Genomic DNA, 26,294 nt, shown 5'->3' with positions numbered 1-26,294 from the left:
AATTATCCAATTGACATTATAAGAATTATTATAAATAAAACTATAAGCACTCCACAACATACAGAACCCCAGTCATCAGACCCCTTAGAAGCACTGCTAGATTTTGCACTGCTTGTGGTTGTAGTTGTAGTGGTTGTAGATCCATTAGTGGAAGACCCAGTATCTCTTAAGTTGCTGTTGATATTTGAAGAAACCAGTTTACTTCCGCAATTTCCACAGAATGTAGCAATATCCTTATTCTCATGACCACAATTTGGACAAAACTTTGACATTTTTTACCCCCTTAAATAAACAAATAATTTTTAAAACTTAAAATTTCATTCAACAATACCCAAGTTAAAAATTAAATTAAATAATAAAAAATTAAAAGGAAAAATGCTATTTAAGCATTTTCAGTCATTATAGGAACCACTTGTTTCTTACGGGAAACAACCCCTTCCAATAAGACAGCGTTATCCTCTAATTTTACACCATAAGCCTTTTCTACAAGTGCAGCATCCTTACCAAGAGCAATCACTTGAGAATTGCTGTTTACAATATCAGTGATTAAAAGCATGAATAAGTCTAAATCCTCATCTTCAATAATCTTTTCCATGCCTGCTTCCAAATCACCTTTCATTTGCATTACATCAGCAATATCTGCAGTGTTCACTTGATTTACAATGGATTTTACATCTTTAAAGTCAATTTGCTTTGCATCTAAGCTTAAGATTTCAGGAATAGAGAAACTGGACAAGTCAGTTCCAGCCTTTAACATTTCCAATCCATAAGATTCATAATCAATTTCAGCGATTTCTGCAAGCTCTTTTACTGCTTCCTTATCATCTTCAGTGGTAGTTGGAGATTTTAAAAGCAAGGTGTCAGAAATAATTGCAGATAACATTAAGGATGCAATGGTTTTATCTGGAGTGAATCCGTTTTCCTTATATAACTTTAACAAAACAGTTTCAGTACATCCTACAGGTTCTGTTCTGATAAATAATGGGTAAGAAGTTTCAAAAGCTATTTTATGATGGTCTACAAGCTTTAAAATCTTTGCATTTTCTATATTGTCAACAGATTCGCTTGGGCTGTTATGATCTACAAGAATAACTTCTGCACCATCTTCAACTTTTTCAATTAATTCTGGAGCTTCAATATCAAAGTAATTCAATACGTATTCAGTTTCTTTGTTAAGACTTCCTAATCTACATGCAACGACATCATTACCTAATTTGCTTTCCAAATCAGCCATAACAAGGCTAGAGGTAATTGAATCAGTGTCTGGACTTTTATGACCAAAAATATAAGTTTTACTCATTTTTTCACCTATCAAAATTGGATAAATTTTTATAAAAATAACAATTATAATTTTGACTTTTCACATTATTAAATATTTATGAAAATTTAAAAAAAGTTAATTAAAAAGGATTAATGTTTAGAACTTAGATAAAAAATCTAAGCTCTAAACCTGAATTAATAACTATACCAAAAAAAGAAAACTAGAAACTAATGTAAAGGGGGTGATATGTTAAAAGAATATTCTAAAAGTATAGTTAATAATTCTATGAATATAATTTATTTATTTAATATATAAATAGTTTGCTATTAATATTAGAAAAAACTAGCTAATTAATCTTAAAAATATCAAATAAATTTAAAAAAAGTAAAATATAATTAAAAAAAGTAAAATATTAATCTATTTTATTTATAAAAAAATTTGATTATTCCAAATAGAGATAAGACGAATGTAATGATTTTTTTAAAGTATTATTTAGAATAATCAAAAGAATTTCATCAAAGAAATATTATGAATAATAAATCTTAATAAATCCTTGATTAAACTCGTAGTTTTAAGTATTTTCCGATAAGAAGAAACTGTATAATCCAATGAATTTATCTTAAGACAATAAGATTGTTTCACCAAAAAATACACGTTCCTTGATTATAATATTATTTAAATAAATATAAACCCTTGTTCCAAGAGCATTTGAAAATAAATAAAATAAAATAAAATAAATTAAAATGAAAAAAATAAATTAAAATGAAAAAAATAAATTAAAATGAATAAAATAAAAAAAGATTATTTGAAATAATAATTTAATAAGAATATAAAAAGAGAATGTCAAAAACTACCTAAATAAGTCATTTTCAATGTTTAACTCCCTATAGGTCTCTTCAATCTCTCTTGTAACCATATTAATCTCATCACTTACAGATTTATGTCTTGATACCAACTCATCATAGTCGATGTCTTCACCTTCATCTTCGTAAGTATCAACATAACGAGGAATGTTTAAATTGAAATCATTTTCTTTGATATCATTTAAGCTTGCTCTGTGGGAATAACCTTCTATTTCTTCCCTATTCCTATAAGTGCTTACGATTTTAGAAATATCCTCTTCCTGCAAATAGTTGATTAATTTGGTTCTATCAAATCCTTTGGAAGCATCAATAAAGAGAACATCATCAGATTTCCTGTTTTTCTTAAAGATCATCATACAAGCAGGATTATTTGTGCTGTAGAACATGTTTGCAGGTAGTCCAATGACTGCATCAAGATAATTGAATCTTCTAACAATCATCTTTCTTATTTTTCCTTCAGCTGCAGACCTGAATAGAACTCCATGAGGAGCAACGACAATCATTATTCCATCTTTATTCAAGTGATAAAGCATATGCTGAATGAATGCATAATCCGCTTTTGAATGTGGAGGAAGAATATTATATTCCAAAAACCTTACATCATCAAGAAAACTCCTGTCAGCGGTCCATCTGGAGTTAAATGGAATCTGAGACACTACAGCATCAAATGTATAATCCAAATGCTGTGGCTGCTCCAAACTATCCCCTTGCTTTATGTCAAAGTCCTTATAATGGATATTATGCAGAATCATGTTTTCCCTTGCAATATTATAGAATGATGCGTTAAGTTCCTGACCACAGATAAAATCACAAGGCAATTCCTTATTTATCTCTAAAAGCAAGGAAGCTGAACCGCAACATGGATCGTAAACGGATTCAAGCTTTGATTTCTGGGAAGAAATCAATTTTGCTATTAAAGTGGAAACCTCATTAGGAGTATAGTAATCTGAGGAATTTGATGAATTCAAGGAAAACTCACTCAATAGATATTCAAAACTGTTTCCAATCAAATCATCGATATACTTTTCATAAGTTTCATCTTTGTGATAGCTATCCTTTTTTAAACTGTATTCCTCTGAAATTTCATGATCTAAGCTATTCTCTTCTATAGAATAATTAGGCTCTATTAAATCACGTTCCATTTTTTTATCAACTAAGAAATTTAAAGAGTCGAAATCCGCCTTAATGTTATTCATTTTTCTGTAACGCTTATCCCTTGAATATGAATAATCAGATCTATTGAATTTTCTATTGTCAAGAATTGATTTGCTTAAAAGAGTGTTGTTCCTGCTTTCCTTATCCAAATCAAAATTAACTGGCCCCAATGCATCCAATATATTGAATACAACACGATTCTTATCATCTATTGTCTTCCCCAATTGAGATGCATATAAGTCCACTCCTTCAAATAGGTTCTGGAAATCCTCTTGACTTTCTCTTCCCACTGAAGAATCGCTGATTTCTGTGAATGCCTTATCCAATTCCTCTATAATAATATTTCCATAATTCTTTGAAGAGACAATGTTTCTATATAAGAGATTAGGTCTTAAAAAGTACCCTATATCTTTAATGGACTTTTCTCTTAAGGATTTTTTATAAGCTTTAAGATTATAGGCTTCTTCAAAATTAATGTTTTTCGCTTTTAATCTGTTTTTAATGTAAGCCTCTAGTTTTTCAGATAGATACTTATAGGAAATGAAACCTAGGAAATACTTTTGAAACTCATCATCAGTTAAGAAACCAATCTTCTTTTCCCTTTTCAAATCTTCATAAATGGACCATAATTGACGTCCTAAAACATTCTCCATATCATAACCCCAAATTTAAATAATTATAATCATCAACTTAAAGGTCACTTATCCCCTAATCTCTCCAATAAGTTCTTCATGATCAATTTCTCATTCTGTCTTTCCAATTCAATTAATTCCTGGTTTAGATTGATTCTTTTGTCCATCAATTTAAATAATCTTCCATATTTCACTTGAGTTTCATAATCAGGTATAGGTAAAGTAATTTCTTTTAGGTGAGTGGTTTTAATGATTTTTAAGGTAGTTCCTTCCACGATTTTATGCAATTCCCTTGGAAAAATGTCACTTTTAAGAAGATGGTAGATGAAATCCACATCAAATCCTTCCCTAACCCTTACAACAGCATAATACATAGGGATGATTATTCCCTCCTCTTCAAGCTTGCTTACAGTAGATCCTGCAAGCAAGATCACAATGTCATCTTTCCTGGAGTAAAACTTAGGATTTATATCCTCAGAAACAAGTTCAATATCAGTTTCAATTTTTGAGCTGTCTTCATATGTCTTCTTCAACACTTTCTGCTCTACTGTAATTCCTTTTTGATAACGTTTGACCCTAATTCCAGTGAAAATGTCTGCAATCTCATCAAACTTATATTTTTTAATCATATACTCACCTAATTGGATTAAAATAAAAACATAACAATATTTCTATATATTATTATATAATTACTTGTTCTTAAAGTTAAGGGCATAATTTATAAAAAAAGAGATTATGGAAATGAAAAAATAAAATGATTAAAGATTAAGGGAAAAAAGATAACACCCCCATTACCTTTTTTCCTGAGGATAAGAATCACCCCCAATTCCTATCCCAAACGTAAAGAATATAATTCACCCCCAAATTATATTCCATGGACATCAATCGAAATAATCAAAGTTTCATAAGCACATGATTGAATAAGAATCACCCCCAATTCCTATTCAAACAAGAAGGAATATAATTCACCCCCAGTTTATATTCCTTAGCTTATGAATAACATAAGATTGATTTCAGCTTTTTAATTAACCATTTTTTTTATAATTTATTTGATATTAATTTGGATATTGATTTGGATTAGATCTTATTTTTTCAACCATTAAAATTTAGTGCATACATATGAATAACGAATCAAAGCAAAAGGTGTTAAAGTCAAACATTTTAGAGAGGTTGAATCTGCACCAATTCACTATTTGGAAACATTTTTTAGTTTCTAAATTTTAATGAAACTTTTAATGATTGAAAAAAATAAGCAAGACTTAATTTTACTTAAGTTTTTTCTAATCACAATAAGTATTATACACAAACTAGTATATAAAGGTTTCGTTCTTAAATTTAATGACACTACTCTAAAATCATATGACATATAATATTTATGGAAAAAACAATATAAAGAAGAGATAATAATCAAAATAAATTAAAAAAGAAAAGAAGAAAGAGAAAATAATTAAAATTAATTAAAATCTTTATTATAGGCCTCTGTATCTTCTACACCATTTGTATAATGCTTATTGTTTACTGTGTCAATAGCTTCATTAGGACCATGCAGACGGTCTATATGATGAACACCGTTAGCATCATCATATTCTCTAATATAATCTGCATCCTGACCAGACCAATAATAACCTGCAGGCACATTGCTTGATGAAGATTGATTGGAAGCAGACTTAGTACTGTCGACAGCAGCACTTGCATTATCAACAGCACTTGCATTATCTCCGGTTATGGTTTCTGTACTGTTTGTCTCTTCATTGAAGTATTGATATTTTACAGAAGTAATCATATGCTCCAACATTTCAGGATCTTTACATATAATCAAAATGTTGTCATGGGTTACATGATTTCCAATGAAAGCCATATAGGTTCCATTTTCTTCATTATGCCAAATGGTTTGATTTCCTAATGTTTCCTGAACGGAATTTGATATAAAATCATTACGGGTATACTCCAATTCAATCGCAGCAACCTGATTGCCTTGTGCGCTATTGAAATACATCACTGTTAAATCATGCTTAGTGTCATTAATAAGGTAAATTCCATTATGAACCACAGCAGTTGTAGATTGATCACTTATTGGCATTTCTATGCTGGAAGTGTTTGTAAGGCTAACTCTATTATATTTTACAGTCTCATCATAATTCAATAAAAAGAAAGAGCTAACCAAAACCACAGCAATCACTAACAATACCACTAATAAACGTCTTAAATCCACATAAACCTCCCCATTAACTAATTTTTTAAAAACTAGTAATAAAATAGATTATTATAATTATTAATTTAAATTAAATTATTTATAAACTTAACTTAAAAAACTTATAAAATGGGGGTAAAATAGATTTAAAAAGTAAAAATCAATGAAAAAATTTAAAAAAAAAGTAAGAAAATGAAAATAAGTTAAAATTAATACAAATTTTAAGAATAATTAATAATGAAAATGATTAAAAAATAATAAAAAATCTAAAAAAAGTAAAAAATAAAATAATTAAAAAAATAATAAAAAAAGAAAATACTTAAATTAAGAAGACCTGTCTATAACAAAATCTGCTAAAGCGATAAGCATTGCTTTAGCTTCAGAGTCAGGCAATATTTCGAGTACTTTCTTAGCACCATCAACGTTTTCTAAAGCGAGATTGTGAGCATATTCAATGGAGCCATATTTATTGAATAAATCAATAGCTTCATGAATGTTTTCTTGTGAAGAATTTTCTTCTTTTAAGATTTCAAGCAATCTTTCATGATCTTCGCCTTCAGATTCAGCTAATGCCTTAACAACCATAAGAGTCATCTTACCTTTAGCAATGTCACTTCCAACAGGTTTTCCAAGGTCCTTTTCATCACTGATTACATCCAAATAATCGTCTTGGATTTGGAAAGCAGTACCAATCATACGACCGTATTCGTATAATGCTTTGACGGTTTCGTCATCTGCTCCACCCATGATTGCTCCTGCTTTGGTAGCTGCAGCAATCAATGCGCCTGTTTTCTTAAAGATCATTTCAGAATATTCCGCTTCTTTTACATCAAAGTTTCCTTCAAAGCTCATATCGGAAGCTTGACCTTCACAGATTTTTACACAAGCATCTGCAACAGTAGCTAATGCATTTGCAACATTTGCAGGGTTTGCATTTTCCTCTTTGGAATCAATTACCATTTCAAATGCTTTTGAGAACAAGGTATCTCCTGCTAAAATAGCTACAGGTTCATCCCATACCTTATGTACGGAAGGCATTCCTCTTCTCATGTCATCATCATCCATGATATCGTCATGGATAAGTGAAAAAGTATGAATAAGCTCTAAAGCAGCAGCAGTTTTAAGTGCATCTTCCTTTTTTCCTCCAACTGCTTCTGCAGAGATTAAAGTAAGAGCTGGCCTAAGCATTTTACCGCCAGCTTTAGTTAAGTAAAGACAAGCATCCTGTAAATCCTGTGGTTCAATAACACTAAGATTCTCTTCAATTGTTTTTACAACATCTTTGGAATATTGTTTTAAGACATCAGTAACATCAGACATAATTCTCCCTCTAGAATAATATTTATTGATACTTAATTAAATACTTAATTAAAATTTGCTAATAATAATGAAAATTTGATGAAATGAGCTCAAAAAAATTAATTAAATTAACTAATGGCCATTAAAGACTTGAGCTTGTGCATTTCTTAAAATATGAATATTATTTCCAATTCTGTATCCCTCTTCCTCTGCAAGCTCTCCGTAAGCCACTAACATTTCAAGCTCACCGTGAGCAGGAATGATGTGTTTAGGCTTAAGCATTCTCAAGAAATCCCTGTGGTCTTCACGACCAGCGTGTCCTGAAACGTGAGCGTTTGCATAGATTCTTGCACCATTTGCCTTTAGTTTGGATTCAAGAATATGTCTGTTTGCAGCATTGGTTGGATTTGGAATGATAGGTGCTGAAAATATGACATTGTCTCCTTTCTTTACATTGAATGGAGTTCTTCCACTAGCAATTCTTGGAAGCAATGCATCAGGTTCACCTTGGTGACCAGTTGTTACAAGCAAGAACTTGTCCCTATCATCCTCAGCTTTCATAAGGGCCTTATTGACTGCTTTAGGAGATCCATAAACATAAGCGTTTGCAGGCAATTTCAAGATTCCCAAGTTCTGAGCTATTCCACAGAACCTTTCCATAGAACGTCCTAAGAATAGAATTTCCCTATCGCTGTCCTTTGCAATGTCTGCAATGGTTTGAATCCTTTCGATATGAGATGAAAAGGTAGTTACAATCATACCTTCTTTTGCCTTTAAAGGTTCTCTCATCAAGTCTTCAAGGATTATCCTTGCAACCTTTTCTGAGTAAGTTCTGGTTTCAGTGTAGTTGATTGCATTGGTAGTCTCTACAATAAGAGCCAATACTCCTTTTCTACCTAATTCCCTAAGCCTATTGTAATCAGGTGGTGGGGAAACCTTTTGATGGTTGTCAAACTTAAAGTCCAATGCATAAACGATTATTCCTTCATTGGTGTGCAATACAGGGAACACAGCTTGAGGAATACTGTGAGTGGACTGTACAAACTCCAATGTAATGTCCTTAGATAACTTGATCTTGCTTCCAGGGTTTAATGGTCTGATTGGATTGTTTACCTTGAATTTACGTTCTCCTTTAATTTGCTTTTCAATTAATGCAGTGGTATAAGGGGTTCCAATGATTGGTGCATCGTATCTGTGAGCCAATTTGGCAACAGCACCAATGTGGTCCAAGTGACCGTGTGAGAATACTATTCCCTTAACTTTACCGTCTACATCCTTCATGATTGTATCGTCTGGAATTACTCCTCTTTCTATTAAATCCAAACTGTGCATTCTATCAATATCTGTATCTTCGTGAATGCTTATTCTGTCTAAGTGGATACCCATATCAAAGATGATTACATCTTCACCGACTTTTACTGCAGTCATGTTCTTTCCTACTTCTTCATATCCACCTATTGCAATAACTTCTACAGTCATTTATTGCCTCCTTTTTGTTTTTTTTCCGTAAAATAATTAGTATGATATTTATTTTCAAATTATAAAGTACAATACATTCTAAATAATATAAAAATAAGAGTTAAAACTCTTAAATTAAAAAATAGAATTTTTCAAGATAATTCTCTTATGAATTATCTTCTAGCATATGCTTTTGTATCAAAGCCTCTTGCTTCTAACCAGTTTTTAGTTTCTCCTTTGATGATGAGACTTGAATTCTTAAGCTCCTCGATATTTGAAGCCCCAACTAAAAACATTGCAATTCTTAATGATTCATTGAACCTTTCCACCATTTGGACTAAAGCGTCTTGCCCTTCATAAGCTCCTTTAAGTGCAGGAAGTGCCATACCAACAGCATCCGCACCAAGTGCAATGGCTTTTGCAGCATCCAAACCTGATCTGATACCACCAGAAGAGACAACAGGAATATCAACAGAATTCACTACCTCTGCAGTGCTTACAGCAGTAGGGATTCCCCAATCCCAAAACAATTCTCCCAAATATCTGTCATCTGCACGATAGGTTTCAACAGCAGCCCAACTGGTTCCGCCAGCACCTTCTATATCAATAAAGCTTACTCCTGCATTTTCAAGAGTCTTTGCATCTTCAGCACTAATTCCAGTACCGGTTTCCTTTGCCATGACAGGAACCTTAACTGATTTGCAAATCTCAGCTATTGAATCTATGTATCCTCTTGCATCAACATCTCCTTCAGGTTGAATAGCTTCCTGTAAAGGGTTCAAATGGATTGCTAAGATATCACTGTCCAATATTTCAACAGCTTCCTCTGCCAAATCAGATTGAGGTGCTCCAATATTTCCTAAAACAAGTGCATTTGGAGCATATTCCCTTACAACATCATAAGTGTCTCTAAGTTCTGGATTTACAATAGCTGCCCTTTGACTACCTAAACCTAAACCTATTTGCTTATCTTCTGCAACAGTAGCCAATTCCTTATTTATGTCCTTAGCAGCAGGATGTCCTCCAGTGATTGCTGTAATGAATAAAGGGGATTCCAATTTCTTGCCGAAAACTTCTGTTGAAATATCAATTTCCTCTTTATGAACTTCAGGCAATGCCCTATGGATCAATTCAATATCCTCAAAGCCTGTAGTCTTATCCTTATAATTAACATCATAATTCTTACAAATCAATAGATGTTCTAATTTTCTATCTGAAATCATTGTTTCCTCTTTAATTATTAATAAAATGTAAGTATAATATGTTTAAATTAATACTAAGCACTATTAAATCATTAGAACCTAAAAAAAGCAATTAAATAAACTCTAGATAATCAACTATTTTTTAAATAGTAAACCTTTAAAAGTAGTTTAAATATCTAAAATAAACTAATCAATGTAAAATTCTTATAAATAGAAAAATTAAATTTAAAAAAGCCCTTATAAATAAAAGTTAAATTAAATAAAATATTCTTACGTGTTTAATTAGGTCCCGAATGAATTTAAAAAGATTAAAATCCGACTTAATATTAATTCTAATTTTTTAAATTCAAAATATGTGAAAATTGCATATATTTTAACTATTTATAATTTTTTATTTTCATTATATTTAAATATTGGGTAAAAATAGAGTATTTTAAGAAAAAATTCTTTAAAAAAAGGTTAAATAATACTAAAAAAGAATAAATAAAAGTAAAAAAGAGCAATGAAGAACTAAAATTATTTTCTGCAGATTTTAGTTCCATTCACTTTCATGCCCTGCAATGCCTTTGCAATGGCCCCTTCCTCATTTGCATTGATGATTTCAGAACTTATTCCATAATCTGCAAGGTCTAAAAGCTCTTTTACCTTTCCAACCATCCCTCCGGTTACATCAACATTGGTAGTGGATTCCAAGAACTTGATGTCTTCAATGGAGTTCACTTCATCAATATGAACTGCATCATCATGAGTTTTAGGGTTTTTAGTATAAACCCCCGCAACATCAGTTCCAAGAACAATCCTATCAGACTTTAGGAACTTAGCAATGTATTGAAGCACTTGGTCTCCAGATATAACTGCAATCTTAACTTCATCATCAATAACGACATCTCCAAAGAGAACAGGCACGAAACCTTCCCTAAGATATGTCTTTATTAAGTTCAAGTCAAAATCATAAATCCTTTTATTGTGTGAAGTTATAAAGGAAGATGGAGGTATGGCAATAACTGGAATGCCATGTTCAATCAAGGATTCACAGATGATTGAATTCAATTTCTTGACCTCATTTTGAACTTCAGCAAATCCTATCCTCTTTTCAAGGTAATCCTTCATTTCAAAAGGTTGGCCAATTTGATACTTTTTAGCAGGTGGGTGACCAAATGAGCCTGCACCATGAACAATTACAAGACCATCTATCAAGTCATTGCTGATTTCTTCAGCATATAAAGACTCTCTGATTTCCTCTGCAATACGATTCAAGTTTTCATAATCCACTTTAGGTTCCGCTGAGTCCTTTTCAGTTAATATGCTTCCGCCAATCTTTAAAATAATCATAAAATCACACTATAATTAAAAATAATTTTTAAAATAATATTTAAAATAATATTTAAAAAAATATTATAAATAATATTTAAAATAAATTTAGAAAAATGAAAAATAATTATAAACAGTTTTCATTGCAATCACAAATCTAAGGCAAAGGAGGAGCTCTCCTATTTACTAAAACACCATCCTTTGAGAACTTGACTTTAATTGTCTTATCTTCAACATTTATTGCCTCTGCAACTTCATCCACATTGTCTTCCCTACATAGGGAAATTATACTTCCCCCACCACCAGAACCAGTGATTTTGGATGCTAGCGCTCCATTGTCACGAGCAGTATAAATCATTCTGGACAATTCATAAGTGTTTACACCTAAAGAGTCAAGCAATCCCTGATTCAAATTCATGAGTTCAGCTATCCTTTCCACATCATTCTTTATGATTGCAACTCTTGCCTCATTAGCAATCTTGCCCATTGTAGAGATTATAGGATTGACCAATTCAGGATAGGTTTCCTTTAATGTCTTTACGTTCTTAACCATTTTAGCAGTGTTTCCATACTTATTTGTGAATCCCACAACAAATGGAGCATCCAAATGACTGTCAAAATGGACTATCCTCTTTTCACGAGACAAGTAGATTAATCCGCCATATGTACTTATCAATGTATCCAATGGACTTGCTATACCTTGAACATCCTCTTCCACTCCATGAGCTTCATGCGCCAAAGTTTCCTTATTGAATTCAACACCATGAAAATGATGCAATGCAGCAATTGTAGCGACAGTTACAGCAGCAGAAGAACCTAAACCTGAACCTATAGGCAAATTAAGGGACAAGCTCATGTCAATGTTACTGTGATCATGGAACTTTCCCATAGCATTTAAGATATAGCGAATAATGCCAGGCTTTCCTCTAACTAATGTATAAGTTCCTCTACGAGTATCCATCTTCACTTCAAAACCTAAATCATTGGACTTTAATGTAGAGTAATTGTTATTTGATTTGCGAATGCTTACTGTAGCCCTTTTATTGACTGCACCTGCAATAGCCGGTTCATCATAAACTACTGAATGCTCACCGAAAAGAATTGTCTTTCCCGGTGCAGAAGCCACTGATATATGTCTCATCTATAATTCTCCCTAATTTTTTTAAATTAATCCAATATTTGATTTTGAAATTCTTTTTAATTGTATAAAATTTAATATATTTATAAATTTATCTTAAATAGTATAAAAACTATACTATAGATATGGAAAAAAGAGAAGAGAAAGAATGTTATAATTGCAAATATTTAGAATTTGATTTGGATTTATGCACCCAATTCTTTTGCAATTATCATAAAAAACTGATTAAACAGGATGACAGTTGTGAAAACTGGGTAAAAAAAGATAAAAAATAGTAGAAATTATAATAAAAAAAGGTTAAAAAAATAGGAAATTGAGTAATATAAGAATAAAAATTAAAAAATTGAATTATTTTATCTCAAATCCTATTAAATTAAACTCCTAATATAAAATTAGATAATGGAATAGAGACATATGCTTCAATTGGAGCTGCTATAAGCAATAATATTGTACAAAAAATCATCAATACCAGACTTTGAATAAATCTTTTATTGTTTTCTTCATATGAAAAGATGACTTTTTCCTTAAATCCATTCTTTTCACTTCTAATTAATCCCTTTAAAAAGTCTACTATGAATAGGAATAACAGGATTCCTGCAACTGATTGGATAACCATTGCTGTAAACTCAAATATTCCATGAGGAATTAGATATATTATATACTGAATCCATCCTTTTGGCATGAAATGACTTAATAATGCCCCAGTTAATCCTAAACTGACTCCATTATATATAATTGCAATTATTGCAGGGATACCGAATAATATAGACGCTATATAAACTTCTATTCCACCAAGCTCATTATGTAAAAAAAGTTCTGTTGCAGTTACATTTCCATCTTTACTGCCACCAGCGGAATCTGGTGTATCATCTATTACATTTTCCATATGACCACCAACTAAGGCAGCAGATAAAATAAATGAGATGAAAAAAATAGCATAAAATACCAAAATCATCTTTTTATTTTCTTTTAATGAATCTATCAATAAATCTTTAAATTTTGTAATAATATCCATAATTTTATATATGGTTTAAATATATATCAATTTTACTATTTTTAAAATGTTTAAATTTATTAAGAACCTATTAGAAAATTCTAAGCATTAAATCTGAATTAGACACTATCAAAAAATATAAGGAAACAGCAAAATATTTAGAAAAAACTTTATATGGTAAAGTAAATATTTGATCATATGTATGAATTTACAAGAAATGAAATAAGAGACTTGCTGATTGCATTTGCAGTGCTCTCAATTTCTTTTGCAATATGCAATGTTGGAACAGATCCATTTGGAATAGCTTCAATCTTGCCAATAGTTATGATTGGTGTTGGTGCAGGATTCCTATTGCATGAGATTGGACACAAGTTCGTATCAATGAAATACGGTTACTGGGCAGAATTGCAATTGCAGGGCCAATGACCAATATGGGACTTACATTAGTGTTCATAATTATTGCTGCCTTGATATATCCTTTTTCAATCCACTCACAAATAGTTCATTTAATATATTTAATCTGTACTGTAGGGTACTCTGTAAACAGCTATTTGGCAGCATTTAACCTATTGCCTTTTGCAACATTGGATGGAATTAAAGTGATGAAATGGAACGTCTTGATTTAGTTTGTTGTATTCGCAATAGCTGCAGTAATGACCTTGCTATCCATGACCATAGGTGCTGAAAACATGGTAGGTTTAATCATTGGAATGTAAGATTTAAAATAAAAATAATCGATGAAAAAAGTTATTTACGCTTTTTCTTAGGAGCTGGAAGTTCAACATACATCGCTTCCAATAACTCTTTTAAAAATTCTCTATCATCCACATCATCCACAAGCACCATTTCCTTTGCACCATCATAAGGAAATTCCATATCTGCTTTTGGCATCATCTCAATAGCTGCTTTTACAGGTTTTACGAGGAAACGGTCATCATAGATTCCACCAATAATCTTGCCACGATAGTAGATAATGTATTCACCCATCATTGCCCGATAGGATATTTCCTCCAAATCTGAAAGTTGCTCCAATATGTATTCTAAATATTCCTTACTTGATGACATAAGCGATCACTCAAAATAATAAAGTAGATTAAAATAAAAAAATTAAAAATAAATTAAGATAAAATTAAAATAAATAAAAATTAAAAAAGTTTTTTTAAATTTAATACCATACTCCAGATCCATATCCAACTACAGATGCATAATCCAAAGTGATGTCACCACTTGTTGAATGCTGTAGGAGTTCAAAGTTTTTCTGACCTAATTTTTTAGAAAATTCCATACTTGCCATAGTTGGACCGTATCCACATATACTAATTTGTTCTTTTTTCACAACTTGATAGAGACCTTCAGTATTTGCATTAAACACTTCATTAAACACAAGGTTGTCATGTTCAATGGTCTTTTCCTGAGACTTAAAATGAGATAAATCAGTACTATCAATCAAAGTGATTTTTCTTCCCAAGTTTTGGCTAGATTCATAGATTGAATTTGCCAAATCTTTAGAGGTTTCAACGGATTGATCCATCATGCAGATTGGAACTATCTTGAAGTTGCTGTCAAAGTACTTTAGGAATGGTAGCTGAACTTCACAGCTATGTTCTTGAAGATGTGCCTTGAAATCAGCCTTAGCGAAATTGGAGTTCTTGATGATTTCATCTGCAAGTTCATTGTCTACATCACAGACTCCATTTGGAACAACCCATGACCCTTCATTGTATACTGAAACATCTGCTCCATAACCTGTATGATTAGGGCAAAGGATTACAAAGGTTTCAGGATAACCGTCTTTAACCAGTTTTGAGTATGCATGAGCTGCAGTAGGACCAGAATATACATAACCTGCATGAGGAACCATAATTGCATTAACTTGCTTTTCCTTATTGATTCTGGATAATTTAGGCAATTCTTTTGGACCTAACCTATGTTTAAAACAGTCTTCTATTGATTCTCTTAAGTATTTTACATTACTTTCATAAAACGCTCCAGCAACTGCAGGTTCTCTAATCATATTTTCACCCATTTTTAAATTATTTTCAATATAAAGTTTTAGAATTAATTAATAATTTAATTTACTTAATATAAAAAATTTGTTTAATTTTTTTAAAAATAGTTAGAGTATAAATTAAATTATAAAAATAGGGTAATAAGATAAAAATAGAATTTAAAAAGTTTAAAAAAAGTAATAATAATTAAAGAAAATTCCTCCCAACAAGTGGAAAAGATTTTGGTTCAGGTTTTGCGCTCCGAAGGAGCGGAAAACTGGGAAGAATTTTAGTCAAGGTTTTCGGGCCGAAGGCCCAGAAAAGCTTGTTTAGAACTTTAATTCAAAGTCAGAAGATTCAATGTCTAAATCTTCATCTTCACCAAGAATTCCTCTTTCTCTTAAGATTTGTCTTGCAAGTAACCAGTAGATTAAAGCAATAGCTTTTCTACCTTTGTTGTTAGATGGAACACAAATATCTACGTTAGCAAGTAAGTTTTCAGAATCGCATAAACCTACTACAGGAATACCGTTTTGTTTGGATTCTAAAATTGCTTGAGAGTCGGATCTTGGGTCAGTTACAACAATAACTTTAGGTTCAATGAATTTAGCGTATTGTGGGTTGGTTAAGGTACCTGGGATGAATCTACCAGGAATGGTTTTACAGCCAGTGATTTCACCGAATTTTTTAACAGGAGCTTGACCGTATTGACGGGTAGCTACTACTAAAATGTCATCTGGGTCGTATTTTGCTAAGAATTTAGCAACAGCTCTGATTCTTTCATCAGTTTTACGAACGTCTAAGACATATAAACCATCGGATCTTACACGGAAAATGTATTTTTCCATGTCACTAGTTTTTTGTTGGGTACCAATGTGTAACCCAGCAGCCAAATACTTTTCTAAAGGGATTAATAAATCTGACACTTTATCACCATATAATATAAAACATAATTTTATAGAAATTTTTTATTGAATTTAATTTAATTATTGAAAAAATAATTAAAAAATAAGAAAAGAATTCAATAAAATCCAAAGGACTTTAAATGAACTCTTGTCTTTAAATCAACAAATCTATTCATCTTTGATAGTAATGCAGTCGTTAGGACACATGTCGACACATACTTCACATAAAGTACATTCATCTTCATGATCAGTTACGATTTTGTCTCCGTCTAAGGAAAAGATTTCCATAGGACACATATCTACACATTCACCACAATCTGCATTTTCACATTTGCTTGCATCAATAATAACAGTTGACATTTTTACACCATTTTCTTCTAATTTTTTATTAGTTAAAATTTAACTACTTATTAAAGTAAATCTCGCTCAAAAATTTACTATAATCATGATTTGAACTGAATTGAAAAGAGATTTAATATAAATTTGCCATTCTAGGATTGGACATTTCCTCTTCAATTCTAATGAGTTCATTTAATTTAGCTATTCTTTCCCCGCCTATTGCACCGGTTTTGATCATTGGAGCACCGAATGCAATTGCCAAGTGAGCAATGGTTTCATCACAGGTCTCACCTGATCTGTGGGAAACAACAGGCATAACGCCATTCTCTTTAGCTAATCTTACAGTTTCATAAGTATCTGTTAAAGTGCCTATTTGATTTGGCTTGATGATGATTGCATTTGCAGCATTCATTTCAATACCTTTAGCCAACAATTCGCTATTGGTTACGAATAGATCATCCCCGCAAATGCGGCAGTTATTGCCTACCTTTGCAGTGAGTTCTGCAAATCCTTCAAAATCTTTCTCATCAAAAGGATCTTCAACATAGAACATATGATAAGTATCAATCAAGTCTTTTACATAATCAACTTGGTCACCGCTGTCTCTTTTAAGACCGTCTTGACCATAGACATACTTACCTTCTTCCTCGCTCCAGAATTCAGATGAAGCCATATCCAAACCAGGCTTTATGATAAAACCAAGTTCATCACCAACCTCTTCACAAGCTTGAGCTTGAATCTCCAAAGCTTGGTCATTAGTGATGTTTGGAATCCATCCTCCTTCATCACCTTTTCCACCAGTGAAACTAGGGTCTTTTTTGCTTATGAGTTCCTTCAATCTCTTATGAACTTCGACATTAGCAAAAACCGCTTCTGTAATGTCACTTGCTCCAACAGGAACAACCAGGAACTCTTGAATGTCAGGTGCATTAGGACCTGCATGAGCCCCTCCATTCATCATATTCCCTAATGGATAAGGAATTTCCTTAATGAAATTGCCTCCCAAGAAATTGTAAAGAGGCAAATTATAACTCATTGCAGCCGCTTTAGCTGCAGCCATGGAAACAGCTACAGTAGTATTTCCACCAATTGCAGACAAATTATCGGTTCCATCAATTTCCTTAAGGATTTCATCAATGTCCTCGATGTCTTCAGCAGCCATACCAATAAGTTCGGAGGAGATTAAATCTTCAACCTCAGTGATTACTTGACTAACTCCGCCTTCTGGGAAAGAAACGACTTCTCTAGAACCAGTGCTTGCACCACTAGGAGCAGCAGCTCTTCCAAATCCGTTCCAAGTAATTATGTCCACTTCAACAGTAGGATTTCCCCTGCTGTCTAAAATCTTTCTAACACGAACATCTTCAATTACACTATCCAAAATAACACCTCATAGGTTATAAAGAATATTTAAATTAATATTATAAATGAAATTTAACTATTCCTAAATTTCAGATAATTAAATATGCAATTTTAAGTATGCAATAGCTAGTTTTCCTATAACAACGGACTGAATAAACCTAATATTGACTATAAAGTTCTAATCAACTAATGATCATTAAATAATCAATAATTCATTATCAAACAATTAATCAATAATCAATTTACCAATGAGATTCAAAAGAATCCTTTTTCAATTCGTCTTACCATAAAATCTATAATGGATTTGAAATCATAAAAAAACTAGAAGGTTGATTTATAGATTGCATATGATATTCTTAATTTAAAGAAATAAATAAATTTAAATAAATTATATGATTTAAAATCTAAGTTAAATAATTTTAATAATTTATTTATAATATTATTAAGTAATTAATCACTTAAATACTTAATCATTAAATATAGAATTCTTTTTTAAATAAAAAGAACAATTACGATTTTTAAATTCCTTTTTAAAAATAAAAAAGAATAGATAAAAGAATAAATGATTTATTCTTTGTGTCTAACGTTTAAAGGCAAAATGCCTAATTCAAGTTCCTTAGTAGCTATATCAATAGGATCAAGAGATTTGGAACTTTTTAGGAATTTTTCGATTTCCTTATGTTTCATAGGTTTAGCACCCATGGAAAGCTGAATAGCTCTTGCACCTAAAACCCTAGCCTTTTCGAATCTTGTTAATTTTTTTGTATTGTCTTCATTTGCAGCCATTATTTAACTCCTAATTATTAAACAATAATCAATAGTATAAACTATTAATAGCTAATTAATTCCCAAATTGAAAAATAATCATTTAAGCCTAAAATAAAAAATAAAAAAGGATAAAGATTATTCCCAAGTTTCAACATGAGAAATTAACATTCTTCTACAACAATATCTTGTAATACCCATATCATCCAAAATATCTTTTGATTCTTCACCATCAGCTAATCTGCGGTTGTATTCATCAAAATATGCAGAAACGGGTTTTCCACAACTTATACATCGTATAGGTATCATATAATCATCATTTCCTTTTTAAATAAAACATACTTCATAATTAAAGAATATGAAATAATAAATTAAATTTTACAACTTTTTCTAACCATAAATGAAAAATTAAAAAGATTAGAAAATACTTACAGAAATTTTATAAATTTTACAATTTCTAACTATTCCCAAAAATGAATCAAGAATAGGATAGAATGTAAAATTTATATTGAATACAGAGTGTATGTTAAATACAGTATGTATAAAAATTATCTGTAACTTTTTTGTTTACGAGCTCTAGCACCAGGACCGCCGTATTTTTTAGGTTCAGAACGTCTTGGGTCACCTACTAACATGGTTCTGTCATATTGAGTGTAAATCTCTTTTAAGTCCATGTCTTGAGTCCATTGTACTAAACCTTTTGCAATTACCATACGTGCAGCTTCAGCTTGGCCCATAACTCCTCCACCATTAACTCTGATGGAAATGTCTACTTGATCAGCAACATCTCCAGCTAATTCTAATGGTTCGGTTAATTTTAAACGTGCAAGTTCTGGAGAATAAAGTTCTAAAGGAACTTTATTAATTCTTACTTTACCAGTACCTTCTCTTACAGTACCTCTTGCAATAGCTGTTTTACGCTTACCGCTTGTATGAACAACTTTCATAACAATTACTCCATCATTTAATATAATTCGTATAATAATCCTTAATCAGAACAAATCAAACTTCCACTAAATCTATTCGAATTTAGCACCTAAAAGTTTAGAGATTTCTCCTAATTCCATTCCTTTTTTAATGTCATTATATTCAGCTTCAGGCATGGTTATAAGTTCAGCATCAGCATACTCTTCAGGTACACCTACAAATGCTTTGAATCCTTTGAAAGCAGTTTTACCTTTTGCTTTTTTCATAGGTAACATACCTCTTACGGTTCTTCTGAATATATCTTCTGGTCTTCTTGGGTATTTAGGACCTAAGTCACGAGGGTTAGAGATAGATGCTCTGTCTACTCTTTGTTTGTACTTAGCGTAAGCCCAATCTTTATTACCAGTTAACATTATTTTTTCAGCGTTGAGAACTACAATCTCTTCGCCTTCAAGAAGTTGCTTGCTGACTACACTAGCAAGTCTTCCTAAAATATGTCCTTCACCGTTAATAATCATCATTTTTACACCAATCCTTTAGCTTATAACATAATTTTTACATTGCTACCTTTAGGATTTGCTTCTGCAAGTTCTGCAATAGAAAGAGCTTCACTGCCAAATTTTTCTATTTTTGCTTCAGCGTTTTTAGTAAATCCTAATGCTGCTATAGTAACTTTGTGATCTAATTTACCGTCAGATAATACTTTACCTGGAATAACCACAGTTTCTCCTTCAACAGTGTGTTTGTTAATATGAGAAAGGCTTACTTCAGCTTGGTTTCTGCAAGGTTTTTCGAGCTTGATAGCTACTTCTTTCCAGATACCCACTTCTTCCTCATAAGACTGTTTTCTAAGATTGTAAATAAGGTCAATAAGGTTAGGATTAGTTTTCTTAATTTCTCTAGCCATTATTAGCTTCCTCCTTCACTAAATGTGATAAACTCATCTGTTTTAGCATCTAAAACATCACAAGCTTTTAATAAAACCTCTTTAGGAGGCATTGATCCATCAGTTTCAATTTTAAAAATAAAATCATTTTCACGATACCCAACAGTGATACATTTAGATTCTGCTGCTTTTGCTGCCCTTACACAAGCTTTACAAAGGGAGCAGTTTTCAATATCGACAACTTCAATCTTTCCTTCATCGCTGTCAAAATCGAGCACTCCTCTAGGGCATGCTTCAACAACCGCAGTAGCAACAGTGCTGTCAACTTTTTCTTCAGTTTCAATTTCCGGATATTGTTTATAAGCACAAACAGTGGTTGGCACCCATTTTGCATGGTCTTTACCAATTCCTAATTTTGCTACAGCTTCTAAATCAACTTCCTGATTCTCTTTTAATTTCAAGAGAGGGATGGTATCGTATACTGGTTTAATTTTTGAGTCACCACAAGATTTTAAATCTTTAGAGTATACAGTTTTAGGTCCTGTTTCCCTTAATGAGAAAGAAACACTACATCTTGGACAGTATTCTCCTTTTTCACTATCACAATCACAATCTTCTGGAAGTACTAAACCTTCAATAGATTCTGCATCAGAAACTAAAGGAGTTAAACCTAATCTGTGAGCTAATACTTCATCAAACATTGCAGAATCATTTTTAACTATGAATACATCTTCAATAGCTAATTTAGGTACTTTCATCATAGCAATTCTTCTAATAGCATTAACAAAAGGAACTTCTGCATCTCTGACTATAAAAGTCATTGAATTTTCATCTTGCTCTTTGACATCAATTTTCATATTAAACCCTTCTTATACTCTTCTTCCTCTTTTACCGCCTGGTCTTCCAGTACCATCATGAGGTATAGGAGTGATATCTTCAATTTTACCAATTTTGATTCCAGCTCTTGCTAATGCACGAATGGTTGCTTGTGCACCAGGACCTGGACTTCTAGGACCATTTCCACCAGGAGCTCTTACTCTAATATGTAATCCGACAAAACCTTTTTCTTTTGCATCTTCAGCTGCTCTGTTTGCTGCTTCCATAGCTGCAAAAGGAGAGGATTGTTGTCTGTCTGCACGAACTACTTTACCACCAGACCATTGACAGATAGTTTCTGCTCCGGTAATATCAGTTACAGTTAAGATAGTATTATTAAAGGATGAATAAATATTAGCTATTCCCCATTTTTCGTCTTTTGCCATAATTACACACCTTATTGATTTTCTCCAGCTTGAGTTGCTGCTTTGTTGTATTCTTCAATCTGTTTAGCTACTGGGGAAGAGTGGTAGAAACCAACTGCTTCTTCTTCTCCTCTTTTAACTACATAACTTGGAGAATTTAATTTCTTACCGTTTAAAGCAATGTGTCCGTGTACTACAAACATTCTTGCTTCTTTAGCAGTACGAGCTAAACCTTTTTGGAAAACTATAGTTTGTAATCTTCTTCTTAAAATATCTTCAACAGTTAAATCAAGAATGTTTTCTAAGTGAGCGTTTTCATCAAGGATTCCTGATCTTTTCAAGTGTCCTAATAATTCTTCAGTTTCAACTTTTACTTGATCTTGAGAGAAACCGAGTAAGTATCTTGCTTCCCTACTGTATTTTCTAACTAAAGTATCAGCTTTCCAAATTTCCTTTTTGTTTTTTAAGCCGTATTTAGACATTAATTTATTTTCAGTTTTAATTCTTTCTGCATTCCAAGGATGAGGTGGTGTATCATACTTTTTCCTTGCTTTTCTTGGATGTCCCATAATCACATCTCCTTATCTTCATATAATAATCATAAATTTATTATAAAATTTCGTAATAATCTATCAAGTTTACCTAAGTGCAATAAAAGATGAAATTATCTTCTTCTACGACTTACACCGACAGTAGAACTGTGTCTGAAAGTAGATTTAGTTCTTTGTCCTCTAACTGGTAAACCAACTTCGTGTCTTCTACCTTTGTAGCTTCTGGTCTTTTTCATTCTGTTTAAATCATCTCTTAAAGTCATGTCAAGGTCAGATTCAATCAAATGAAGGTCGTCACCAGTAGCGTAATCGTTACGTCTGTTTAACATCCAATCAGGAATATTGTATTCTTGTGGATTTTCTAAGAGTGCTTCAATTTTAGAAACATCTTCTTCAGAGATGTAACCGATTTGGTCATCAGTATTTAAACCTAAGGTAAGACAGATAGATCTAGATAAGGATAATCCAATACCTTTAATTTCAGTTAAAGCATGTTGGATAGTTTTGTTACCATCTACGTCCTTTCTGGATATACGCACTAAGTGCTTAAAGTCGTCTTCCATTAAAGTAACCTCCATATTATTTTTTTTTTGGAGCGAACCCACGAGACGTTAATTAAAAAATTTAGCGGATTCGAATGCTTTATTTTAAAGCACAGTTTTTTCAACAATGTAAAACTTAGTCTAGCAATAGTCCAATTGACTTAAAATTATTCAAGCCATTTCACCAATGCTAACCAAGAGTTCATATCAGTTTCAAGCACATTTAATAATTCTAATTAAATAATAACTACGCTCAGCTTACTAAAAGATAGAGTAACTTAATACTCAATAAATTACTAATAAACTTTTAAAGCCATAGCTAGATTATAATTTAACTAATTAAAAAAAAGCAAACTAAATAAATCCAATTCGTAAAGCTTATTTGAATCGGATTTACCTTAATGATAATTTGATAAAAGTGATATTATCATTAATAATAATCCTATTAAATAGAATTATATTAAATTGCTATACACTAATAAACGCCGAGACTGGGATTTGAACCCAGGCGAGGTGAACCCTCACGGGATTTCCAGTCCCGCGCCTTACCAGGCTAGACTATCTCGGCAATCTAGTAACATATCAGACATAGTACTGTCTAATATATAATTCACTGATATAAAAATATAAGTAATTAATAGTATATAAAGCTTTGTATTATTAGACCACAATTTGTAAAAAAATAGACTTGAACTCCAAATCATAGCCACAAAATAATATTAGATTTAATGATATTTAAAGATTTTTTAAGAATTTATAGTAAACTTTATATATGAGAACTTAAAATTGTATTTTTTTAATATTGAAAAGGAAAAAATTTCTATAAAAAATCATTTTGACCGAATGAAAAATGAAAAAAATGATAAATTTTGAACATTACAGTTATAACATACAGTTATTCATCCAATCTTCGCTCTACTTTTGCATTCAAATCATCAATGACATCCTTAATTGCAGGATCATTGGTTAAATCATATGCTATATTAAAATAGAACAATGCAGGAACCACTTTTTTATCCTCATCCAATTGGAATCCAAGGTTCTTGCATATTGTAATAACTTCAATGCTAGGGCCATATGGCAATCCTTTTGATTTGAGATACTCCTTTATCTCATCTATGCTTTGATCATATTCACTCAAAGCATCATCATCAAATTCAATAGCTGTTTTTTCATTGAAATCGATAGAACCACCATGATATTCAGCTAATCTCTCCAAATAAACAGCTAATTTAAGATTTTCATTATCGTTAGACTCTTTAAACTCATTCAAGTAATATAAAGACAGGTTTTCAAATGCTTTGGAAAGATCATCTAGAGAGTAATCATATTTGAAGGATTGAATAGTGAGATTATAAAACTCATCCCAATTCTTTTCAATTCTATAAAGTTCACACAATCCAAAAATAGCCTTTACATTTACAGGATTGTAATTATAAGATAATTTAAAAGATTTTAGGGCATTTTCATACTCATTGAAATGCAATAATACATCCCCATAATTGGAGTACAATGTGGAATAGTCAAGCATTAAAGGATATTTTCTTTTAATCTCTTTTTTGATAGTGATTTGGAATAAAAGCTCTTCAAGAAGATTTTTGAATATGTATTCGCCTTCAACATAGTCCTTATTCAAATTTATGTTTTCCTTTGCAAACTGATAGGCTTCATCATATTTCTCTTCTTTAACCAAATAATTCATTTCCTTGATTATTTCAGGTATAGACTTTATTTCCATAGTATCACCAAAGATTGAGGTAAATAAAAATAGGGAATCACTTATAAAAATATGGAATCAGTTATTCAATAATTCCTTTTTCTTCTTTTCAAATTCCTCTGCAGTTATTATTCCATCCTTCAATAGATCATGATATTTCCTTATCTCTGCAGGAATATCAGCAATTACATGCCTTATTTTTTCCTCTTCAGGTACAAATGATCCTGTGTTTAACTTGTTCTTCAACTTGGTTTCAAAATTACTTAACATATCATGATCCAATGTCTTAAGTTGAATAGTCTTATCCTCTAAATTCAATTGAACCTTATTGTCAGCTACCCTATCAATGTCATCTGCATTCAAATCATCATAAGATATTTCAAATGCATCCTTGACCTTTCCGTTAAATCTGCTTCTCAATTCTATGTAAATGGAATCCTCATCCAACTTGATTGCCCCATTGGATTTATTATCATTTCCACCAATGCTTTCAGTCAATAATCCTAAGAAATCAAATTCCACATCTCTTGATTTAATCTCACCTTTAGGCATGTTTCCGTCCGGATTGAATAAAAAACCTAATCTTCCCATAGTATCAAAAACCTAAAATATTTTAAAAAAACATTATCAAACATTATCTTAAAAGATTATCTTAAACGTTATCTTATTAATACAATATAACATTTTAAAAACATATAAATTTATCTTAAAGAAGGTTAAGAATTACAATGAAGTTTAAAAATTCAATGGAATTTAAAAATTCAATGAAGTTTAAGAATTACAATAAATTAATTAATGATAAATTGATAAATTATATTAGAAGAAGTATAATATAATTATAAAATTAATTTACTTAAAAAATAAAAAAATTTATTATAAAAATATTAGATTAAAAATAATGATTGTGATTTAAATGGTAAAAGGAAATAAGGATAGATTTGTACTTGAATTAGGAAATGATGAAAAGGGAGAGCCAAAGACACTTAGTGCTGAAGAGACCTTAAGACAAATGAAAAAAGGATATAACAACGGATACTTCTACTTGGAATACCCATTCTTATGGCAAGAGATGAAAAGTGAGGAAGAAGATGAATTCACCCATCTTGTATTATTGAATAAAACCAACAATGCAATTGTAAAAATATCCACACAACCTTGTTTGGCAAACACTGTTGAAGAGTTAAAGGAACTTGTAGAAACAGACTTGAAATCAAAGGAATGTGAAATCCAACAATCTGGAATGGAAAACTTTGACAATTATGGAATTTGGGATGTCATATATCTCACTAAAGAAGGATTGGAAATAGAGCAATACGCTATCTTAAAGGACAACAACCTATACTCCCTTGAATTGTACACCAAAAACAATAGGGATCAAGTAGCTGTAAAGTCTTTTGTTGATGTAATTCAAACATTTAAAATCTTAAAACCAGTTTACAAAGTAGATGGGGATTCCTACGAAAGAATTTAATCCCTAACTTTTTTTAATTGAAATAAAAAAACTGCCCTCTGATAATAATTATTAGGATAAAAAATAGATGAAGCTAATTTTTTAAAAAAAATGTGA

At 31.4% G+C, this 26,294-nt stretch carries 30 protein-coding genes and 1 tRNA gene; 3 read left to right on the top strand and 28 right to left on the bottom strand.

Translation table 11 applies throughout. The features are described 5' to 3' along the window. Positions 1 to 2 precede the first annotated feature (2 nt). The 11 genes from QZU90_RS03670 to QZU90_RS03620 all read right to left on the bottom strand — a co-directional run bounded on the left by QZU90_RS03670 (position 3) and on the right by QZU90_RS03620 (position 13,525). Positions 3 to 272: a zinc-ribbon domain-containing protein gene (locus QZU90_RS03670; RefSeq protein WP_296855596.1), complete on the bottom strand. Its 270-nt coding sequence runs from the start codon at positions 270 to 272 to the stop codon at positions 3 to 5. Between the two features lie 110 nt (positions 273 to 382). Next, the gene (locus tag QZU90_RS03665) at positions 383 to 1,300 is read right to left on the bottom strand and encodes a manganese-dependent inorganic pyrophosphatase (RefSeq protein ID WP_296855594.1); all 918 of its coding nucleotides are present in this window, start codon (positions 1,298 to 1,300) and stop codon (positions 383 to 385) included. Between the two features lie 811 nt (positions 1,301 to 2,111). Then, positions 2,112 to 3,932 (bottom strand): type I restriction-modification system subunit M, encoded by a 1,821-nt coding sequence (locus QZU90_RS03660; RefSeq protein WP_296855592.1) that lies wholly within the window; start codon positions 3,930 to 3,932, stop codon positions 2,112 to 2,114. A 44-nt stretch (positions 3,933 to 3,976) separates the two neighbouring features. Continuing rightward, complete coding sequence (locus QZU90_RS03655; protein WP_295604643.1) at positions 3,977 to 4,540, bottom strand: restriction endonuclease subunit S; 564 nt, start codon at positions 4,538 to 4,540, stop codon at positions 3,977 to 3,979. 824 nt (positions 4,541 to 5,364) lie between these two features. Further along, positions 5,365 to 6,123, bottom strand: a complete 759-nt coding sequence (locus QZU90_RS03650) for a hypothetical protein (protein ID WP_296855590.1) — start codon at positions 6,121 to 6,123, stop codon at positions 5,365 to 5,367. 303 nt (positions 6,124 to 6,426) lie between these two features. After that, positions 6,427 to 7,422, bottom strand: a complete 996-nt coding sequence (gene idsA, locus QZU90_RS03645; RefSeq protein ID WP_296855588.1) for a short chain isoprenyl diphosphate synthase IdsA — start codon at positions 7,420 to 7,422, stop codon at positions 6,427 to 6,429. Positions 7,423 to 7,533: 111 nt separating this feature from the next. Further along, on the bottom strand, positions 7,534 to 8,880 hold the full coding sequence (locus QZU90_RS03640; protein ID WP_295604649.1) for an RNase J family beta-CASP ribonuclease: 1,347 nt from the start codon (positions 8,878 to 8,880) through the stop codon (positions 7,534 to 7,536). A gap of 152 nt (positions 8,881 to 9,032) precedes the next feature. Further along, positions 9,033 to 10,082 carry a type 2 isopentenyl-diphosphate Delta-isomerase gene (gene fni, locus QZU90_RS03635; RefSeq protein WP_295604651.1) on the bottom strand — a complete coding sequence of 350 codons (1,050 nt, stop codon included), beginning with the start codon at positions 10,080 to 10,082 and terminating at the stop codon, positions 9,033 to 9,035. Positions 10,083 to 10,577: 495 nt separating this feature from the next. Further along, positions 10,578 to 11,393: an isopentenyl phosphate kinase gene (locus QZU90_RS03630; protein WP_295604653.1), complete on the bottom strand. Its 816-nt coding sequence runs from the start codon at positions 11,391 to 11,393 to the stop codon at positions 10,578 to 10,580. 136 nt (positions 11,394 to 11,529) lie between these two features. Then, positions 11,530 to 12,513 (bottom strand): mevalonate kinase, encoded by a 984-nt coding sequence (gene mvk / locus QZU90_RS03625; protein WP_296855585.1) that lies wholly within the window; start codon positions 12,511 to 12,513, stop codon positions 11,530 to 11,532. Between the two features lie 370 nt (positions 12,514 to 12,883). Next, positions 12,884 to 13,525, bottom strand: coding sequence for a stage II sporulation protein M (locus QZU90_RS03620; RefSeq protein ID WP_296855583.1), 642 nt, complete (start codon positions 13,523 to 13,525; stop codon positions 12,884 to 12,886). Between the two features lie 177 nt (positions 13,526 to 13,702). Between QZU90_RS03620 and QZU90_RS03615 the strand changes: the two genes are divergently transcribed. Together QZU90_RS03615 and QZU90_RS03610 are read left to right on the top strand one after the other, a co-directional pair. After that, positions 13,703 to 13,930, top strand: a complete 228-nt coding sequence (locus tag QZU90_RS03615; protein ID WP_296855581.1) for a hypothetical protein — start codon at positions 13,703 to 13,705, stop codon at positions 13,928 to 13,930. After that, the gene (locus QZU90_RS03610; RefSeq protein ID WP_296855579.1) at positions 13,927 to 14,130 is read left to right on the top strand and encodes a hypothetical protein; all 204 of its coding nucleotides are present in this window, start codon (positions 13,927 to 13,929) and stop codon (positions 14,128 to 14,130) included. The genes QZU90_RS03615 and QZU90_RS03610 overlap by 4 nt, the downstream gene beginning before the upstream one ends. 121 nt (positions 14,131 to 14,251) lie before the next feature. On the opposite strand, the gene QZU90_RS03605 is transcribed toward QZU90_RS03610, so the two are convergent. The 17 genes from QZU90_RS03605 to QZU90_RS03525 all read right to left on the bottom strand — a co-directional run bounded on the left by QZU90_RS03605 (position 14,252) and on the right by QZU90_RS03525 (position 25,318). After that, the gene (locus QZU90_RS03605) at positions 14,252 to 14,569 is read right to left on the bottom strand and encodes a TfoX/Sxy family protein (protein WP_295604665.1); all 318 of its coding nucleotides are present in this window, start codon (positions 14,567 to 14,569) and stop codon (positions 14,252 to 14,254) included. Positions 14,570 to 14,669: 100 nt separating this feature from the next. Further along, positions 14,670 to 15,518: an AmmeMemoRadiSam system protein B gene (gene amrB / locus QZU90_RS03600; protein WP_295604667.1), complete on the bottom strand. Its 849-nt coding sequence runs from the start codon at positions 15,516 to 15,518 to the stop codon at positions 14,670 to 14,672. A gap of 303 nt (positions 15,519 to 15,821) precedes the next feature. Next, the gene (gene rpsB / locus QZU90_RS03595) at positions 15,822 to 16,418 is read right to left on the bottom strand and encodes a 30S ribosomal protein S2 (protein ID WP_292778329.1); all 597 of its coding nucleotides are present in this window, start codon (positions 16,416 to 16,418) and stop codon (positions 15,822 to 15,824) included. Between the two features lie 147 nt (positions 16,419 to 16,565). Beyond that, a complete protein-coding gene (locus QZU90_RS03590; RefSeq protein WP_012955717.1) occupies positions 16,566 to 16,757 on the bottom strand; it encodes a 4Fe-4S dicluster domain-containing protein in 192 nt (63 codons plus the stop codon). Positions 16,758 to 16,869: 112 nt separating this feature from the next. Beyond that, positions 16,870 to 18,117 carry a phosphopyruvate hydratase gene (gene eno, locus QZU90_RS03585; RefSeq protein ID WP_295604672.1) on the bottom strand — a complete coding sequence of 416 codons (1,248 nt, stop codon included), beginning with the start codon at positions 18,115 to 18,117 and terminating at the stop codon, positions 16,870 to 16,872. A 548-nt stretch (positions 18,118 to 18,665) separates the two neighbouring features. Further along, positions 18,666 to 18,884: a DNA-directed RNA polymerase subunit K gene (locus QZU90_RS03580; protein ID WP_295604674.1), complete on the bottom strand. Its 219-nt coding sequence runs from the start codon at positions 18,882 to 18,884 to the stop codon at positions 18,666 to 18,668. 117 nt (positions 18,885 to 19,001) lie between these two features. Next, positions 19,002 to 19,172, bottom strand: a complete 171-nt coding sequence (locus QZU90_RS03575; protein WP_067145950.1) for a DNA-directed RNA polymerase subunit N — start codon at positions 19,170 to 19,172, stop codon at positions 19,002 to 19,004. A 239-nt stretch (positions 19,173 to 19,411) separates the two neighbouring features. Beyond that, positions 19,412 to 19,810, bottom strand: coding sequence for a 30S ribosomal protein S9 (locus QZU90_RS03570; RefSeq protein ID WP_295604677.1), 399 nt, complete (start codon positions 19,808 to 19,810; stop codon positions 19,412 to 19,414). 72 nt (positions 19,811 to 19,882) lie between these two features. Next, positions 19,883 to 20,308: a 50S ribosomal protein L13 gene (locus QZU90_RS03565; protein WP_295604854.1), complete on the bottom strand. Its 426-nt coding sequence runs from the start codon at positions 20,306 to 20,308 to the stop codon at positions 19,883 to 19,885. 23 nt (positions 20,309 to 20,331) lie between these two features. Then, the gene (locus tag QZU90_RS03560; RefSeq protein ID WP_295604679.1) at positions 20,332 to 20,697 is read right to left on the bottom strand and encodes a 50S ribosomal protein L18e; all 366 of its coding nucleotides are present in this window, start codon (positions 20,695 to 20,697) and stop codon (positions 20,332 to 20,334) included. Positions 20,698 to 20,699: 2 nt separating this feature from the next. Further along, the gene (locus QZU90_RS03555) at positions 20,700 to 21,533 is read right to left on the bottom strand and encodes a DNA-directed RNA polymerase subunit D (protein WP_296855575.1); all 834 of its coding nucleotides are present in this window, start codon (positions 21,531 to 21,533) and stop codon (positions 20,700 to 20,702) included. Positions 21,534 to 21,545: 12 nt separating this feature from the next. Then, positions 21,546 to 21,938: a 30S ribosomal protein S11 gene (locus QZU90_RS03550; RefSeq protein WP_067145940.1), complete on the bottom strand. Its 393-nt coding sequence runs from the start codon at positions 21,936 to 21,938 to the stop codon at positions 21,546 to 21,548. Between the two features lie 11 nt (positions 21,939 to 21,949). Next, complete coding sequence (locus QZU90_RS03545; protein WP_292778352.1) at positions 21,950 to 22,486, bottom strand: 30S ribosomal protein S4; 537 nt, start codon at positions 22,484 to 22,486, stop codon at positions 21,950 to 21,952. A gap of 95 nt (positions 22,487 to 22,581) precedes the next feature. Next, on the bottom strand, positions 22,582 to 23,031 hold the full coding sequence (locus QZU90_RS03540) for a 30S ribosomal protein S13 (protein ID WP_295604684.1): 450 nt from the start codon (positions 23,029 to 23,031) through the stop codon (positions 22,582 to 22,584). Positions 23,032 to 23,493: 462 nt separating this feature from the next. Further along, positions 23,494 to 23,578, bottom strand: a tRNA-Ser gene (locus QZU90_RS03535). Between the two features lie 327 nt (positions 23,579 to 23,905). Further along, positions 23,906 to 24,748 carry a hypothetical protein gene (locus QZU90_RS03530; RefSeq protein WP_296855572.1) on the bottom strand — a complete coding sequence of 281 codons (843 nt, stop codon included), beginning with the start codon at positions 24,746 to 24,748 and terminating at the stop codon, positions 23,906 to 23,908. Positions 24,749 to 24,805: 57 nt separating this feature from the next. After that, entirely contained in the window at positions 24,806 to 25,318 is a 513-nt protein-coding gene (locus QZU90_RS03525) for an SHOCT domain-containing protein (RefSeq protein WP_296855570.1), read from the bottom strand. Positions 25,319 to 25,640: 322 nt separating this feature from the next. Between QZU90_RS03525 and QZU90_RS03520 the strand changes: the two genes are divergently transcribed. Then, positions 25,641 to 26,198 carry a PsbP-related protein gene (locus QZU90_RS03520; RefSeq protein WP_295604690.1) on the top strand — a complete coding sequence of 186 codons (558 nt, stop codon included), beginning with the start codon at positions 25,641 to 25,643 and terminating at the stop codon, positions 26,196 to 26,198. Positions 26,199 to 26,294 lie beyond the last annotated feature (96 nt).

It is taken from the genome of uncultured Methanobrevibacter sp. (assembly GCF_902784195.1).
Classification (GTDB): Archaea; Methanobacteriota; Methanobacteria; order Methanobacteriales; family Methanobacteriaceae; genus Methanobrevibacter.
This window is presented reverse-complemented; position numbering and strand designations above follow the sequence as displayed.

Bases quoted from the DNA above. Each gene is read 5' to 3' on its own strand.
- QZU90_RS03555 (WP_296855575.1), bottom strand. From the start codon at position 21,533: ATGAAAATTGATGTCAAAGAGCAAGATGAAAATTCAATGACTTTTATA.
- fni (WP_295604651.1), bottom strand. From the start codon at position 10,082: ATGATTTCAGATAGAAAATTAGAACATCTATTGATTTGTAAGAATTAT.
- QZU90_RS03525 (WP_296855570.1), bottom strand. From the start codon at position 25,318: ATGGGAAGATTAGGTTTTTTATTCAATCCGGACGGAAACATGCCTAAA.
- QZU90_RS03640 (WP_295604649.1), bottom strand. From the start codon at position 8,880: ATGACTGTAGAAGTTATTGCAATAGGTGGATATGAAGAAGTAGGAAAG.
- QZU90_RS03590 (WP_012955717.1), bottom strand. From the start codon at position 16,757: ATGTCAACTGTTATTATTGATGCAAGCAAATGTGAAAATGCAGATTGT.
- QZU90_RS03665 (WP_296855594.1), bottom strand. From the start codon at position 1,300: ATGAGTAAAACTTATATTTTTGGTCATAAAAGTCCAGACACTGATTCA.
- QZU90_RS03570 (WP_295604677.1), bottom strand. From the start codon at position 19,810: ATGAAAGTTGTTCATACAAGCGGTAAGCGTAAAACAGCTATTGCAAGA.
- QZU90_RS03565 (WP_295604854.1), bottom strand. From the start codon at position 20,308: ATGATTATTAACGGTGAAGGACATATTTTAGGAAGACTTGCTAGTGTA.
- QZU90_RS03575 (WP_067145950.1), bottom strand. From the start codon at position 19,172: ATGATACCTATACGATGTATAAGTTGTGGAAAACCCGTTTCTGCATAT.
- QZU90_RS03520 (WP_295604690.1), top strand. From the start codon at position 25,641: ATGGTAAAAGGAAATAAGGATAGATTTGTACTTGAATTAGGAAATGAT.
- QZU90_RS03560 (WP_295604679.1), bottom strand. From the start codon at position 20,697: ATGGCTAGAGAAATTAAGAAAACTAATCCTAACCTTATTGACCTTATT.
- QZU90_RS03605 (WP_295604665.1), bottom strand. From the start codon at position 14,569: ATGTCATCAAGTAAGGAATATTTAGAATACATATTGGAGCAACTTTCA.
- QZU90_RS03550 (WP_067145940.1), bottom strand. From the start codon at position 21,938: ATGGCAAAAGACGAAAAATGGGGAATAGCTAATATTTATTCATCCTTT.
- idsA (WP_296855588.1), bottom strand. From the start codon at position 7,422: ATGTCTGATGTTACTGATGTCTTAAAACAATATTCCAAAGATGTTGTA.
- QZU90_RS03620 (WP_296855583.1), bottom strand. From the start codon at position 13,525: ATGGATATTATTACAAAATTTAAAGATTTATTGATAGATTCATTAAAA.
- mvk (WP_296855585.1), bottom strand. From the start codon at position 12,513: ATGAGACATATATCAGTGGCTTCTGCACCGGGAAAGACAATTCTTTTC.
- QZU90_RS03660 (WP_296855592.1), bottom strand. From the start codon at position 3,932: ATGGAGAATGTTTTAGGACGTCAATTATGGTCCATTTATGAAGATTTG.
- QZU90_RS03670 (WP_296855596.1), bottom strand. From the start codon at position 272: ATGTCAAAGTTTTGTCCAAATTGTGGTCATGAGAATAAGGATATTGCT.
- QZU90_RS03655 (WP_295604643.1), bottom strand. From the start codon at position 4,540: ATGATTAAAAAATATAAGTTTGATGAGATTGCAGACATTTTCACTGGA.
- QZU90_RS03615 (WP_296855581.1), top strand. From the start codon at position 13,703: ATGTATGAATTTACAAGAAATGAAATAAGAGACTTGCTGATTGCATTT.
- QZU90_RS03580 (WP_295604674.1), bottom strand. From the start codon at position 18,884: ATGGCTGCAAATGAAGACAATACAAAAAAATTAACAAGATTCGAAAAG.
- QZU90_RS03540 (WP_295604684.1), bottom strand. From the start codon at position 23,031: ATGGAAGACGACTTTAAGCACTTAGTGCGTATATCCAGAAAGGACGTA.
- QZU90_RS03545 (WP_292778352.1), bottom strand. From the start codon at position 22,486: ATGGGACATCCAAGAAAAGCAAGGAAAAAGTATGATACACCACCTCAT.
- QZU90_RS03530 (WP_296855572.1), bottom strand. From the start codon at position 24,748: ATGGAAATAAAGTCTATACCTGAAATAATCAAGGAAATGAATTATTTG.
- QZU90_RS03630 (WP_295604653.1), bottom strand. From the start codon at position 11,393: ATGATTATTTTAAAGATTGGCGGAAGCATATTAACTGAAAAGGACTCA.
- QZU90_RS03610 (WP_296855579.1), top strand. From the start codon at position 13,927: ATGACCAATATGGGACTTACATTAGTGTTCATAATTATTGCTGCCTTG.
- amrB (WP_295604667.1), bottom strand. From the start codon at position 15,518: ATGATTAGAGAACCTGCAGTTGCTGGAGCGTTTTATGAAAGTAATGTA.